This is a genomic window from Clostridium sp. SY8519, assembly GCF_000270305.1.
Classification (GTDB): domain Bacteria; phylum Bacillota; class Clostridia; order Lachnospirales; family Lachnospiraceae; genus SY8519.
The window spans coordinates 1,597,907-1,611,261 of record NC_015737.1; the positions used below are offsets into that span (position 1 = coordinate 1,597,907).

Here is a 13,355-nt window from a genome sequence, read left to right on the forward strand (position 1 = left end):
CATGGAACCTGCGATTTTACCAAAGGACTGGAAGAGAATGGTGATCAGCAGGATAAAAGCGACACAGACCATGGTGATGAGCTGCCGGCGAAGCATGACGGTGCCAATGGATACGATGGAAGATCCTGCATGAAAATACGGATCAGTGCCGGGGCAAATCCGAAGACAAAGGCGGTCAGGAGCACAGACGCAGGCTGGTATTGGCGGTCTGCTCCACGAAAAAGGTGTCTGCCGGATCGGCGGGGGATGGTTCTGTATGCAGCAGAATGAGGAGGATGGCTTACAAAAGCGCAGCTACCTCATCCCGCAGCCGGCACAGGGCCTGCACGGTGTCCTCGATGGCGGCAGGGGTCTGCACATCCCGGGCTTTCAGCCGGCACAGGGTGTGGGTCAGAAAGATGTCGGCAATTTCCCGGTCGATGCAGGGCAGAAAGCCGCCGTCTAAGAGGAGCTGATCGTTGGCGGTCTTGATGCGGATCATCTGCGCTTTCAGGTCGTTAATCTGCATCTGGAGCTGTTCGACCTGCCCCTGGGCGTCGTTGGTGTCAAAGTATTTGAAGGTGTCCTCCGAGTAATCGATGTCATCGGTGGTATTGGGGTCTCTGGTGCTGTAGAGCTCGTGGATGGACGCGGCATTGGCTTTTGCCAGACGTCCCAGCGCGATGGCCCGTTCGATTTCTGCAAGCTGACGGGTAAGATAAGCGGTTCTGTCCATGCGGCGGTCTCCTTTCCGTGTGTTTTCATAAAACCGGTCCACTTATAATACAGCCGGTATTCTTTTATCATCATAGCATAGAAAAGCGGACAAAAAAACACTTGCAATTTTTTCCTCGGCGGTGTAAAGTAAAAACATAAAGATTGTGCACAATATAATTGCACGCAATAATAAAGCAAATGAGTGGCAGAGAAGCAGAACCGGAACCATGGGGCGCTTCGCTGGCACCCTGTATTTTTGAAATGGAGGAATGGACAGATGGAAATCAAAGCGGTCAGGTTATTTGAAAACGGGTATATGATTCAGTCGATGGCAATGGGCGGCGAAGAAGGCATGGAAGCCTATGATCCCACGGTCAGATACCGTTCCAGCCTGCAGAATTATGTGATTGACACCGGCCGGGAAGTGATCCTGGTGGATACGGGTGTGCCGAAGGAAATGCCGGAGCAGGTACCGGATGAAAAAACCGTGATCTATATGGGAACACGGGTGGATGACTATGTGTCCGGACTGGCAAAGCTCGGCTATCAGCCGGAACAGGTGGACAAGATCCTGGTGACGCACAAGCATGCGGATCACACCGGTGAGCTCAGAAGTTTTCCGCATGCGGAAATCATCTGTTCCGCGGAAGAGGCAGAGGCGGATGAGCTGAAGAACCTTCCGAATGTGCATCCGGCGGAATTTACGGACGGCCCTTACTATAATTTCCCGGCATCCAAAAAAATCGCGGAGGGCGTGTACTACATTCCGGCCAAGGGACATACCACCGGCAACTGTCTGGTCATTGTGGAAAAAGATGACAAATTCTATATGATCCACGGCGATGTCACCTATACGGATGAGGCTCTGTATGACAACAAGCTGTCGATCGTCTTTGAAGATGTGTCAGCAGCCAGAGAGACGCTGGACCGCGTGCGGGCCTTTGTGGCGGAGCATCCTACCGTATATATTTCCACGCATACGCCGCTGGGTTATGAGAATCTGGAGGCAGACCGGGTGATCGACCTGGATAATCCGCCGGAGACCATTGCGCCGGCAGAGATTCAGGCGGGCAAAGCCACCGGCAAATACGTCTGCTCCGTTTGCGGTTATGTTTATGACCCGGCCGTGGGAGATCCGGAACACGGAATCCCTGCAGGAACCAGATTTGAAGATCTGCCGGCAGACTGGAAATGTCCGCGCTGCAGACAGGAAAAGGGCAAGTTCCAGCGCGCGTAAATCAAGCAGGCGCATGTGGGAAGGAGCCGCGGTAAGCGGATCTTCCGTGAATGCCTGCTCCGCCCGGTGTTTCGGGTCCGGAGTGTCCCCGGCAGGCGTTTCTGCCGCGAAACAGCTGCCGGCATCGGGCAGGGAGCGGTTAGTGCAGGATTTTTTCATATTCAAAAGAAAGCAGCAGAAGCAGCCTGGTCTGGTAATCATCCAGATCCAGGCTGTATTTCTGTTCCATCCAGTGAATCCTGCGGATCAGTGTGCTGCGGTGCAGGTGCAGGAGCTCGGCGGTGCCGGACTGGCTGCAGAGGTGTGTCAGATAGGTATACAGCAGCCGGGCATAGTCGCTGCCGTGAGCCCGGTCGTAGTCCCGCAGCGCCAGTACAGCCGGGTGACGGATTTCCAGCCGGGTATTGTTTCGCACCGTCAGGAGAAGGAAGGGCAGGATATAATCTTCGCAGGGATAGAGCATCCCGGGTTCCGAGGGGCTGTATTCCATGGCTGTCCGGGCCTGGATCAGGAAGCCGGACAGTTCGGAAAGGCTGGAGAAGCTGTTGCTGATGCCGCCGTAGTACCCGCTGTTTTTCAGCAGGGGCTGGGCGATGGAACGCACGGTATCCAGGGATGCGGCGGATTCATTGACCAGGACTGCGATGCAGTTCTCATATTCCGCAGCGAAAAAAAGGTTTGCCCGGCGGTTGAGGATTTTTGCCACATGCTGGTTCATGTTCAGATGATCCGAAATGCAGTCCAGCAAAAGCAGACGCATGGAGGCGCCGGTCTGCCAGCCCAGGGTGTTTAAGGCACCCTGAAAGCGTTCCGGGTCGGCAGTGCGTCCGTTTAACATATCCCGGAAAGCGGTCTGCATCATCAGGATTTCGTTCTGTCTGGCGTAGAGAAAGAACCAGTTGATGACATACTGGCAGGCCACATCGAACCAGTCTTTTTCCGCATTGTCCAGGGTTTTTCCCTGCAGAATCAGAGTGACGAATCCCATAAACTCATTCTCAATATAGATGTTGCGGTTGTAACTCTGGAAGGGAAAAGGGTTGGCAGGGACCAGATACGGGGTTTTAGAGGGAATCAGATGCCGGTAGAGGCGGTTGTATTCCTCGATGATATCCACGCCGAAGGTGCCGGTGGCAAGCATTTTGTCCCAGGGCTCATCCACCGAACCGATGCCGTAATTGCCGGAGTGGGCCAGCACGACCTGGCTGGCGTCCAGCACCATGATGGGCATGGGAAGCACATCGGAAAATTCGGTCAGAACATCTTTCAGCATACAGTTGCCGGAGACCATGGCGGAGAGCCGGGTGGACCAGGCCTGTTTTTCCTCCAGAAAAGTAAGGATCCGGTTAAAGATCAGATTCATATCCGTTTCTTCCAGAATCATATAGTTTTTCCCGTGGAGACAGACGACCTTTTCACTGTCATCATGAAAAATATGGCTGCTTTTTTCAATATACAGGAACCGGTTGCGGCGTTCCTCCTGTTCGGAATACATACGGATGTTTTCGATGTTGCGGGCTTCGATGCCGCGAATATAGACCACGGGCTCATAATCGGCGAGAGCCTGGCGGATCATCCAGAGGCTGAATTTCACGGGTCACTCCTTTCTGCCTGTACACAGGAATCCCAGCAGAAACAAGACTGCCGGTCTGCGCAGGGCAATTCTCTGCTCCTGTCATAAAGGAACAAACTGTAGTGTATTTTTGATATTATAATATAATTTTGCTGCAAATTGTATCTTTTCTTCTGAAATCTGAGTTGTTACACTGGAAAAAGAATTGGATGACACAGTAACGAATAGAGAGTTTCAGGAGGAAAGAACTATGGCATTTCAGGTAATGGGCGTAACAGCCGGAAGAAAAGACAGCAATTCAGAGATTCTGCTGAAAGAGGCACTGTTAGCCTGTCAGGAAATGGGCGCGGAAGTGCGCATGATCAATCTGAAGGATTATAACATTATTGACTGCAACGGATGTACCTCCTGCACCATCGGCATGTCCATGGGCAAGTACACCGGCTGCTCCCTGGATGACGCGGATGACAAGAAGAAAATCATGGATGTGATGCTGAATCAGGACGCGGTGATCTTCTCGGCGCCGACCTATGATCTGATGCCGTCTTCCCTGTTCCTGAAATTTATGCACAGAAACCTGGCGTATGAATCCGCCTTTTTAACCAAGATCGGCGCCATTGAACCCAGAGACCGTGTCGGCGCGCTGATTGCAGTGGGCGGATCCACCAGATCCTGGCAGTCCATGGCCCTGGAGTGCATGCAGGCCACCACATTTACCAACAGCTTCAAGATCGTGGATATGTACATGGCGACACAGGTGCCGGCGCCGGCGCAGGTGCTTCTGTATGAAGAAAAAGTAGCCCGGGCCCGGGAAATCGGCCAGAATGTCATGAAAGCGCTGGAGACAAAACCCGAGGAACGCAAATGGCTGGGGGATCCGGATTACGGCTGGTGCCCCAACTGCCACAGCAATTCCCTCTGCCTGGGCGAACCGCAGTGGAAGGGACTGCAGTTCCCGGTGGAATGCACCGTCTGCGGCGCCGGCGGAGATCTGGAGCGTACGCCGGACGGCCGCTGGAAATTTGTCATTGCGCCCAATGGCCTGGAGCGGGACCGCACCACAGAAGAAGGCCGCGGAATCCACTGTGATGAGATCGCGGAAACCCAGGGCGGATTTTTCATGGATCCGGAAAAACGGAAAACAGTGGCAGAGCGTGTGGTAAAATATAAAGAGCTGAAATTCCCGGAACTGGACTGAAAGTAGGCATGACAGAGACGGCAGGAACAGCGGAGACAGCAGGAACTGCAGGAGATACAGAAGGGACGCGGATGAGCCCCTGGAAGCAGAAGAAAGAGGAAGCAAAAGGAGGATGTCAATGAAATTCGAACATTTATTAAGCCCGATGCAGGTGGGAAACCGAACCTATCGAAATCGCGTGGTCAGCGCGCCCATGGCCTTTGGCCTGATTGTACAGAACCCGGAAGCGCGGGAGTTCACCTACCGTAAGCTGGAGAGCAGCGCGGCCGGCGGCAATGCCTGTGTCATTGTCGGCGAGACAGACGTCAACTTTGTGGACGCGGTGCGTATCCCGGGTTTCCGTCCCTTTGACTTCGCGAAACCGGAAGAGGATATGGAGACCTTCCACGCGGTATCTGAGTATGCCACAAGGATTCAGCGCCACGGCGCCATTGCCCTGGCGGAGATCGTACACTGCGGCAAGGAGAAAGTGCCGTTTACACCGGAACAGGAAGCCATCGGACCGGTTGCCTGCAAAAATTCCGCAGGTGTGGACGTACGCCCTATGAACAAAGACGATATGGACCGGATCGCCCATGATTTCGCGGTAGCTGCGGTATACATGCAGAAGTGCGGATTTGACGGTGTGCTGATTCACGGCGGCCATGGATTCCTTTTTACCCAGTTCCTTTCCCCGCTGATCAATACCAGAACCGATGAATACGGCGGATCACTGGAAAACAGGGCAAAATTCCCGATCCAGATCATCAAGGCGATCCGTGAAGCCGTTGGCCCGGATTTCCTGATTGAGCTGCGGATCGACGGAACAGACCACCAGCCTCACGGCATTACCCCGGAGGAAACCGGACAGTTTGTGCAGTGGGTGGAGGATTATATTACTTCTGTGCATGTTACCTGCGGTATTTACGAGGAATCCGTAAAATCCGGTACGGAAAGCTCCATGTTCCATCCCCATGGTCTGAATATCGAACCGGCTTCCATTGTAAAGAAATATACCAAACTGCCGGTGGGGGCAGTCGGCGGGATCAACTCACCGGAAATGTGCGAACAGGCAATCGCGGAAGGAAAGATTGATTTTGCGATCCTGGGACGCCAGATGCTGGCAGATCCGGAATTCACCAACAAATGTATTGCCGGGGAAGAGGACAGGATCCGCAGATGCCTGCGCTGCTACAAGTGCTTCCCGGGATCTCCGGAGGAAGGCTACGATGATCTTCCGTTTACCAGTGAAGAGCTGGCGCTGTATGTGGGACACTGCACCATCAATCCGCTGGCCCATCTGCCTTTTGACCCGAACACCCTGCCGGATGCGTCGAAATCCGCGAAAGTGCTGGTGATCGGCGGCGGCCCTGCAGGTATGCAGGCAGCCATCACAGCCGCAGACAGAGGCCATCAGGTGACGCTGGTGGACAAGGCGGAGAAGCTGGGCGGACTGCTGTACTTTACCGATGTGGATATCGATAAGCCGGATCTGCGCAACTTCAAGAAAGTGCTGATCGGTGAAGTGGAGCGCCGTCCCATCGATGTCAGACTGAATACAGAGGCAACACCGGAATTTGTCCGGGAATTCGCCGCAGACGCAGTCGTAATCGCTACCGGTTCCGTACCTTCCTGCCCGCCGATCAAAGGCATTGAATGCGCGCATCAGGCCATGGAAGTATATGACGGCACCTGCAAGCCGGGGAAAAAGATCGTGATGATCGGCGGCGGCCTGGTAGGCTGCGAGACAGGCCTGTATCTGCAGAAAACCGGCCACGAAGTAACTGTTGTGGAGATGCTGGACCGGATCGCCAACGAATCCTTTGGTATGTACCGGGAAGCCCTGGTATGGGAAATGGAGAAGTGCGGCGTGGCTTCTATGGCAAAAACCAAATGCCTGGAGATCGAGGCAGACGGCGTGACCGTGGAGAACGCGGAGGGCGTACAGAAGCTTCCGGCGGATACGGTACTCTACGCGCTGGGTATGAAGACCGTAAACTATGACGCGCTGAAAGAAGCAGCCGGCGACGCGGAAGTATATGTCATCGGTGACGCGATCCATCCGGGTAAGGTGGATCAGGCCACACGGAGCGCATATCTTGCCGCTGTGGAAATCGCAAAATAATCATCCGAGCATATCTTCTGCCGGCAGGCGGTTTTCGAGACCTGCCGGCGGGATACGGACGCAGTCTGACCCGGGAGGGGAAGGCTGCGTCCGTTTTTTTACGGCTGGCGCATCGGGGAAAAGGTATCTCATGCCGTTTTTGCTGGGGGGTTAGTGATACAAAAAGGGGGAAACAGGAAAGAAAACAGACAAAACAGAAAAAACGGGATGAAAGACTATAAAATTACATGTTTCTGCCTGAAATATGATAAAATAAAAAAATAAACAACTATGAAATCGGAGCACCTGCCTATGACCAATATTTTTACCAACGCCCGCCGGAAAATACTGATCTATGTGCTTTTATTTTTTGGCATTCTTTTCTATTCAAACATCTGGAGGATACTTTCGGAAAACATGGGTTTCCAGGGATCCCTGACGGCTTCCGGGTATATTGCGTTGCTGCTGTCATGGACCATCGGACTGCGCCGCCGGATTCTGGCACCGCCGATTCGCAGGAAGCTGATCGGATGCGCGGGGCTGATGATCGCCTGGATGTTTTTCCGGAACTGCAAATACGATTACTTTTCCCATCTTGAGACCCTGGACCGCCAGATGTGGTACGCTTATTATATCCCGCTCATTTTGATTCCCCTGCTCTGCCTGCTGCTGGCACTGAGTATCGGGGAGGAGGATTCCTTTGTACCGCACCGGGCGAATCTGCTCTGGATACCGGCCTGCGCGCTTCTGGCCGGGATCCTGACCAATGATCTGCACCAGCAGGCCTTTCGTTTCCGGCCGGGTATGGCGCAGTGGAATACAGAGTACCGGTATGGGTGGCTGTACTTCTGCGCAGTGATCTGGATCGGATTTGTTTTAAGCGCAAGTGTGGTCATCCTGCTGCACAGGAGCCGGATCCGGCACAGCCGGCGGCAGCACCTGGTTCCTTTTTTATGGATTCTGGCGCTGGCGGTGTATTCCGTTTGCTATATCCGGGGACCGTTGTTTTTTTCCTGGCGCCTGATTCAGATGCCGGAGGCCTGCTGCAGTTTGTTTGTCGCGCTGATCGAAAGCTGTATTCTGATCGGCCTGATTCCGTCCAATCTGTCTTATGACAAATTTTTCGACGCCTCTTCGGTGGCGGCGCAGATTACGGACAGCGGGGGACAGGTGATGTATGTGTCGGAAACTGCCCGGTATCTGAATCCGATGGAAAAAAGGGAAGCGGCGGACAGCTGTATCTGGCTGGATGAGCATACCCAGCTGTGCGGCAAACGGATTGCCGGCGGCTGTGTGTACTGGGAAAATGACCTGGAAATGATCCATCAGATTCGGGACGAGCTGGCGGAGATCCGGGAGAGCCTGTCTGGGGAGAAGGATCTGCTGGTGGCAGAGAATGAGATGAAAGAGCAGTGGGCGGCGCTGGAAGAACAGAACCGGCTCTATGATTCCATGCTGCAGATCTGCCGGCCCCAGATGAACGCCCTGGAAAAGCTGCTGGATGAGCTGGAGGAGGAGCATGACGGGGACGGATTTCAGCGCAGATTGGGCGAGGCCTGTATCTGTGCGGCTTACATCAAGCGGCGGAGCAATCTGTGCCTGCTGGAGGAAAGAGAAGAAGGGATTGCGGCCGAAGAACTGGCTCTGTGTTTCCGGGAATCCGCGGAATACCTGAATCTGTACGGAGCGGCAGCCTCGTTCCGTCTGCAGGGGAACAGCAGCTGCCGGAGCGCGTATGGGGGAGAATATTACGAATTTTTCCAGAGAACTGTGGAAGAAGTGCTGCCGGTATTGGCGGCGGTACTGATCACGCTGACAGTAACGGAACAGGGGACGGAACTGCGGCTGAGTGTGGAACTGCTGGAAGACGGAAAGCTGTCTTCCGCCCTGTATCCGCTCAAACGGTACGCGGCGGAAGGACTGTTTTTTACAGCAGAGGAAGAGGATGGTGTATATTATCTGAGCCTGAGCCGGAAAGGAGGGGGACGATGACCGTATATCGGGAACTGCATCCGCTTCTGCACGGGCTGCTGCCGGTGATTCTGATGGTGATCACACAGCTGGCGCTGGTCTGTGTGATGATTGCCTTCCGGGACAGACATCAGAGGAAGGTACGGCTCTTCTGTCTGGGCCTTTTCGGCCTGGCGGCAGGTTTTCAGCTTGTCTGCATGCGCATGGAGTGGAAACTTTACGACAAAACAAGGGAATATGCCGGTGAAGCCCCGGCGGTCTTCCTGGCGGGACTCCTGATTGCTCTGGCGGTGCTCCTGATTTTGGAAATGAGGTATCTGCAGCGGTGGCACCGCAGTCATATTACGCAGGAGTCCATACAGGAAAGCATTAATTACCTTCCGGTGGGACTGTGTTTCTACGGCGCGGACGGAAGGGTTTTTCTGGTGAATTACCAGATGAAAGAACTGTGCCGGCGGATCTGCGGAGAGGAGCTGACCAACGGGATACATTTCTGGGAGTGCCTGCGTCAGACGGGAGAACACCCGATTCTGCGTATGCCGGACGGAACGGTGTACAGTTTTACCAGAAGAATCCGCAGCAGGGGCTATCCGGTCTGTGAACTGAAGGCGATGGATGTGACCCGGCAGTATGAACTCAGTATGGAAATCGCGGAAGAAAACAAAATGTTGGAGGCCATGAATGAACGGCTGCAGATCTACGGGGAAACGGTGGAAGCCGTCGCCCGGGAGCGGGAAATGCTGGAGGCCAGAATCCACATCCACGACAGCCTGGGGCAGCTGCTTTTAGCGGCCAGATATGTGCTGCAGCATCCGGAAATCGAGAGGGAAGAGCAGCGCCGGCAGCTGGTGACTCTGTGGCAGCAGAACCTGGGCATGCTCTGGAAGGGAGATCCGCCCGCGCAGGATGCCTATGAAGATCTGGCAGACATAGCGGAAACCGTGGGTGTCAGCATTTTTTATGACGGAAGCCTGCCGCCGGAAGACAGTCGGGAAGGTCGGGTTTTAGCCAGAATCATCCATGAGTGTCTGACCAATACAGTATCCCATGCGGATGGCACCGAGCTCTATGTCCGGATAAGATCCCGGGGAGACGGGCTGCATGTGACCTGCCGCAACAACGGGAAGCCGCCGGAAGGTCCCATTCGGGAAGGGGGCGGTCTGTCCGGCGTGCGCGGAAGCGTGGAAGGAATCGGCGGAACCCTGGAGATTGCCTCGGCACCGGAGTTTCAGCTGACCGCTTTTTTGCCCGCGTATGCGGGCGGCAGCAGAGGGAGAAAAGGATGGAGAAATACAAGGTGTTAGTGGTAGAAGACCAGGCGATGCCCCGGCATTTGTTTGAACTGTTTATCGAACAGTCGGAGCGGTATCAGCTGGTGAAAAGTCTGGAAAGCGCGGAACTGGCGGATATTTACTGCCTGAAGAACCCGGTGGACCTGATTTTGATGGATGTACTTACAAAAAACGGATCCAGCGGTCTGAAAGCGGCGGAACGGATCAAACGAAAAAAACCGGGCATCCGGATCATTATTGTGACGTCCATGCCGGAATATTCCTGGATGGAGCGGGCCAGAAGCATCGGCGTGGAGAGCTTCTGGTACAAGGATATCAGCAAAGAGCCCATTCTGTCTCTGATGGACCGGACCATGGCAGGCGAATCCGTATATCCGGACGCGCCGCCGGAGGTGGAAATCGGATTAACCACCAGCGCCAGCTTCAGCGTACGGGAACTGGAGATTCTCCGGGAGATGACGGGAGGATACAAAAATTCAGAGATCGCCGAGCATCTGTATCTGTCGGTCAATACTGTGAAAAAATATATTCAGTGCATGCTGGACAAGACCGGATTTCATACCAGGACGGAACTGGCGGTAAAGGCCAGGGAACATGGCCTGGTCATTATTGACAAGGAATGGCTGGATGAGTAATATAAAAATGCTGTGTATAAAATGATGTACATTGCGTGGAAAAGTTGAATTTTCTTGTCTGCAGATTGCCTGCATGGTAAAATAGTTCGTCATGTATATAAATAAGAAAGGTAAGCAATCTATGGAAGAAAAGAAAAAGCAGAAAAAGAAAATGCCCCTGGCAGGCCAGATTTTTATCGCGCTGGTTCTTGCCATTGTTGTAGGACTTCTGATTCAGAGTCAGGCAGGTTTTGCCAATACGTATATCAAGCCGTTTGGTACGATCTTTCTGAATCTGGTCAAATTCATTGTCGTGCCGATCGTTCTGTTCTCCATTATGGCAGGCGTAGTATCCATGAAAGATATCAAGACCGTAGGCGCCATCGGCGGTTCATCGCTGGTATATTACTTCTGTACCACGGCGTTTGCCACCATCATCGGCCTGTTTGTGGCGAACCTGTTCAAAAGCCACTTTCCGGCACTGGCTGTGTCAAATCTGAAATATACCGCGCCGGAGAAGGTGTCGGCGATGGATACCATTGTCAATATTTTCCCTTCAAACTTTATCACGCCGATGTCTGAGGCAAATATGCTGCAGGTAATTGTCATGGCGCTGATTATCGGATTTGCCATTATTCTGGTAGGGGAAAAAGCGCAGCTGGTAGTCAAGGGCGTCAATGCGCTGAACGAAGTGTTCATGAAGTGCATGGAGATGATCCTGAAGCTGTCACCGATCGGTGTCTTCTGCCTCCTGTGCCCGGTTGTGGCGGAGAACGGGGCGACGATCATCGGATCCCTGGCCAAGGTCCTTTTGGCGGCCTATATCTGCTACGTGCTGCATGCAGCGATTGTATACTCGATTGCAGTGCGGACCATGGGCGGAATGAGCCCGCTGAAGTTCTTCAGGGGCATGCTGCCGGCAATGTTATTTGCCTTTTCTTCCGCATCTTCGGTCGGCACACTGCCGCTGAACCTGGAGTGTACCGAGAAACTGGGCGCAAGAAAGGAAGTGGCAACCTTTGTCCTTCCGCTGGGCGCCACGATCAATATGGACGGAACGGCCATCTACCAGGGTGTGTGCGCGATCTTTATCGCTTCCTGTTATGGAATTCACCTGACACCCTCCCAGATGGTGACCATTGTTCTGACTGCTACGCTGGCATCTGTCGGTACCGCCGGAGTTCCGGGGGCAGGTATGGTCATGCTGGCCATGGTGCTGACATCCGTGGGACTTCCGGTAGACGGAATCGCGCTGGTGGCAGGCATCGACCGTGTCTTTGACATGGGACGCACCACCGTCAACATCACCGGAGACGCCTCCTGCGTCATGGTGGTCAGCAATCTGCAGAACAGGCGGGAAGCCAGAAAAGCGGCCAGACTGGCCAAAGAAAGCTGATCCGGAGCAAAAATCCGGAGATAGAAAAGGAGCAGTGAATTTTTATGCAAGAACCATCAAAAGTATATTTTACTGATTTCAGAACCCGGCTGGGGGTTTCCCTGACAGAGAAGCTGCAGCGCCTGATGCGGCAGGCCGGGTTTGACCGCATCGACATGGAAGGCAAGTTTGCAGCCATCAAGATGCATTTCGGCGAACTGGGCAACCTGGCGTTCCTGCGTCCTAATTACGCGAAAGCAGTGGCAGATCTGGTAAAGGAAAATGGGGGCATCCCCTTCCTGACCGACTGCAACACCCTGTATCCCGGCAGCAGGAAACATGCCCTGGAGCATCTGGACTGCGCCAATTTAAACGGATTCAATCCGATCTCCACCGGATGCCAGATCATCATCGGGGACGGGCTCCGGGGAACGGATGACGTAGAGGTACCGGTGCCAAACGGTGAATACTGCAAAACCGCCCGGATCGGCCATGCGGTTATGGACGCGGATATCCTGATTTCCCTGACCCATTTCAAGGGCCATGAGCAGACCGGATTCGGCGGAGCGATTAAAAACATCGGGATGGGCTGCGGCAGCCGCGCCGGCAAGATGGCACAGCACAGCAGCGGCCAGCCCCATGTGGAGGAAGAGAGCTGCCGCGGCTGTGAACGCTGCGCGCGGGAGTGCGGATCCGACGCCATTTCCTACAGCAGCCACAAAGCCTGGATTGATCCGGAGCGCTGTGTGGGCTGCGGAAGGTGTCTCGGGGCCTGCGCCTTTGACGCAATTGTGAACAACAACATGGACGCGCCCCAGCTGTTAGGCCGGAAAATGGCGGAATACACCGCGGCTGTGGTCAGCGGACGTCCCTGCTTCCATGTAAGCCTGATTCAGGATGTATCCCCCAACTGTGACTGCCATGGAGAAAATGACGCGCCGATTCTGCCGGATATCGGTATGCTGGCGTCCTTTGATCCGGTCGCCCTGGACCAGGCCTGTGTGGATCTGTGTCAGCAGGCGGCGCCGATCCGCAACAGCCAGCTGGGAGATAATATGGCCAGTCCGCAGTTCCATGATCATCATGACGTATTTCTGAACAGCAATCCGAATACCGCATGGAAGGAAACCCTGGAGCATGCGGAGAAGATCGGCATCGGCAGCCGGAAGTACGAACTGGTAACCATGCGGTAAGACGCAGAAGCGCCCGCGGATACAGATAAAAAGCAGACAGAATGTTATGCTGCAGAAACCTGTGGCATAACATTTTTTTAGCAGATAAAACAAAAAGTTGTATTCAAATAAGTACACAAATAA

Annotated in this window: 11 protein-coding genes; 9 read left to right on the plus strand and 2 right to left on the minus strand. The window is 54.0% G+C overall.

Annotated elements, in window-relative coordinates; genetic code table 11:
* Nucleotide 1 precedes the first annotated feature (1 nt).
* Nucleotides 2-133, plus strand: coding sequence for a hypothetical protein (locus tag CXIVA_RS14490; protein ID WP_278244592.1), 132 nt, complete (start codon nt 2-4; stop codon nt 131-133).
* A gap of 147 nt (nt 134-280) precedes the next feature.
* On the opposite strand, the gene CXIVA_RS07545 is transcribed toward CXIVA_RS14490, so the two are convergent.
* On the minus strand, nt 281-715 hold the full coding sequence (locus tag CXIVA_RS07545; protein ID WP_013977412.1) for a hypothetical protein: 435 nt from the start codon (nt 713-715) through the stop codon (nt 281-283).
* 258 nt (nt 716-973) lie between these two features.
* Here CXIVA_RS07545 and CXIVA_RS14495 point away from each other — a divergent pair, with 258 nt between their 5' ends.
* Nucleotides 974-1,933, plus strand: a complete 960-nt coding sequence (locus tag CXIVA_RS14495) for a rubredoxin (protein ID WP_013977413.1) — start codon at nt 974-976, stop codon at nt 1,931-1,933.
* A gap of 139 nt (nt 1,934-2,072) precedes the next feature.
* On the opposite strand, the gene CXIVA_RS07555 is transcribed toward CXIVA_RS14495, so the two are convergent.
* The gene (locus tag CXIVA_RS07555) at nt 2,073-3,527 is read right to left on the minus strand and encodes a helix-turn-helix domain-containing protein (RefSeq protein WP_013977414.1); all 1,455 of its coding nucleotides are present in this window, start codon (nt 3,525-3,527) and stop codon (nt 2,073-2,075) included.
* A 229-nt stretch (nt 3,528-3,756) separates the two neighbouring features.
* Here CXIVA_RS07555 and CXIVA_RS07560 point away from each other — a divergent pair, with 229 nt between their 5' ends.
* From CXIVA_RS07560 to CXIVA_RS07590, 7 genes are all read left to right on the plus strand, one after another.
* Complete coding sequence (locus tag CXIVA_RS07560) at nt 3,757-4,704, plus strand: flavodoxin family protein (protein ID WP_013977415.1); 948 nt, start codon at nt 3,757-3,759, stop codon at nt 4,702-4,704.
* 118 nt (nt 4,705-4,822) lie between these two features.
* The gene (locus tag CXIVA_RS07565; RefSeq protein WP_013977416.1) at nt 4,823-6,808 is read left to right on the plus strand and encodes an FAD-dependent oxidoreductase; all 1,986 of its coding nucleotides are present in this window, start codon (nt 4,823-4,825) and stop codon (nt 6,806-6,808) included.
* A 291-nt stretch (nt 6,809-7,099) separates the two neighbouring features.
* A complete protein-coding gene (locus CXIVA_RS07570) occupies nt 7,100-8,779 on the plus strand; it encodes a histidine kinase N-terminal 7TM domain-containing protein (RefSeq protein ID WP_013977417.1) in 1,680 nt (559 codons plus the stop codon).
* Nucleotides 8,776-10,062 (plus strand): ATP-binding protein, encoded by a 1,287-nt coding sequence (locus tag CXIVA_RS13420; protein WP_013977418.1) that lies wholly within the window; start codon nt 8,776-8,778, stop codon nt 10,060-10,062. Before CXIVA_RS07570 ends, CXIVA_RS13420 begins: the two co-directional genes overlap by 4 nt.
* Nucleotides 10,041-10,685 carry a response regulator transcription factor gene (locus CXIVA_RS07580; protein ID WP_013977419.1) on the plus strand — a complete coding sequence of 215 codons (645 nt, stop codon included), beginning with the start codon at nt 10,041-10,043 and terminating at the stop codon, nt 10,683-10,685. The genes CXIVA_RS13420 and CXIVA_RS07580 overlap by 22 nt, the downstream gene beginning before the upstream one ends.
* Before the next feature lie 121 nt (nt 10,686-10,806).
* Nucleotides 10,807-12,060 carry a dicarboxylate/amino acid:cation symporter gene (locus CXIVA_RS07585; protein WP_041727745.1) on the plus strand — a complete coding sequence of 418 codons (1,254 nt, stop codon included), beginning with the start codon at nt 10,807-10,809 and terminating at the stop codon, nt 12,058-12,060.
* A 44-nt stretch (nt 12,061-12,104) separates the two neighbouring features.
* Nucleotides 12,105-13,232 carry a DUF362 domain-containing protein gene (locus CXIVA_RS07590; RefSeq protein WP_013977421.1) on the plus strand — a complete coding sequence of 376 codons (1,128 nt, stop codon included), beginning with the start codon at nt 12,105-12,107 and terminating at the stop codon, nt 13,230-13,232.
* The last annotated feature ends 123 nt before the right edge of the window (nt 13,233-13,355 follow it).

Bases quoted from the DNA above. Each gene is read 5' to 3' on its own strand.
- CXIVA_RS14495 (WP_013977413.1), top strand. From the start codon at position 974: ATGGAAATCAAAGCGGTCAGGTTATTTGAAAACGGGTATATGATTCAG.
- CXIVA_RS07580 (WP_013977419.1), top strand. From the start codon at position 10,041: ATGGAGAAATACAAGGTGTTAGTGGTAGAAGACCAGGCGATGCCCCGG.
- CXIVA_RS07560 (WP_013977415.1), top strand. From the start codon at position 3,757: ATGGCATTTCAGGTAATGGGCGTAACAGCCGGAAGAAAAGACAGCAAT.
- CXIVA_RS14490 (WP_278244592.1), top strand. From the start codon at position 2: ATGGAACCTGCGATTTTACCAAAGGACTGGAAGAGAATGGTGATCAGC.
- CXIVA_RS07565 (WP_013977416.1), top strand. From the start codon at position 4,823: ATGAAATTCGAACATTTATTAAGCCCGATGCAGGTGGGAAACCGAACC.
- CXIVA_RS07590 (WP_013977421.1), top strand. From the start codon at position 12,105: ATGCAAGAACCATCAAAAGTATATTTTACTGATTTCAGAACCCGGCTG.
- CXIVA_RS07585 (WP_041727745.1), top strand. From the start codon at position 10,807: ATGGAAGAAAAGAAAAAGCAGAAAAAGAAAATGCCCCTGGCAGGCCAG.
- CXIVA_RS07570 (WP_013977417.1), top strand. From the start codon at position 7,100: ATGACCAATATTTTTACCAACGCCCGCCGGAAAATACTGATCTATGTG.
- CXIVA_RS07545 (WP_013977412.1), bottom strand. From the start codon at position 715: ATGGACAGAACCGCTTATCTTACCCGTCAGCTTGCAGAAATCGAACGG.
- CXIVA_RS13420 (WP_013977418.1), top strand. From the start codon at position 8,776: ATGACCGTATATCGGGAACTGCATCCGCTTCTGCACGGGCTGCTGCCG.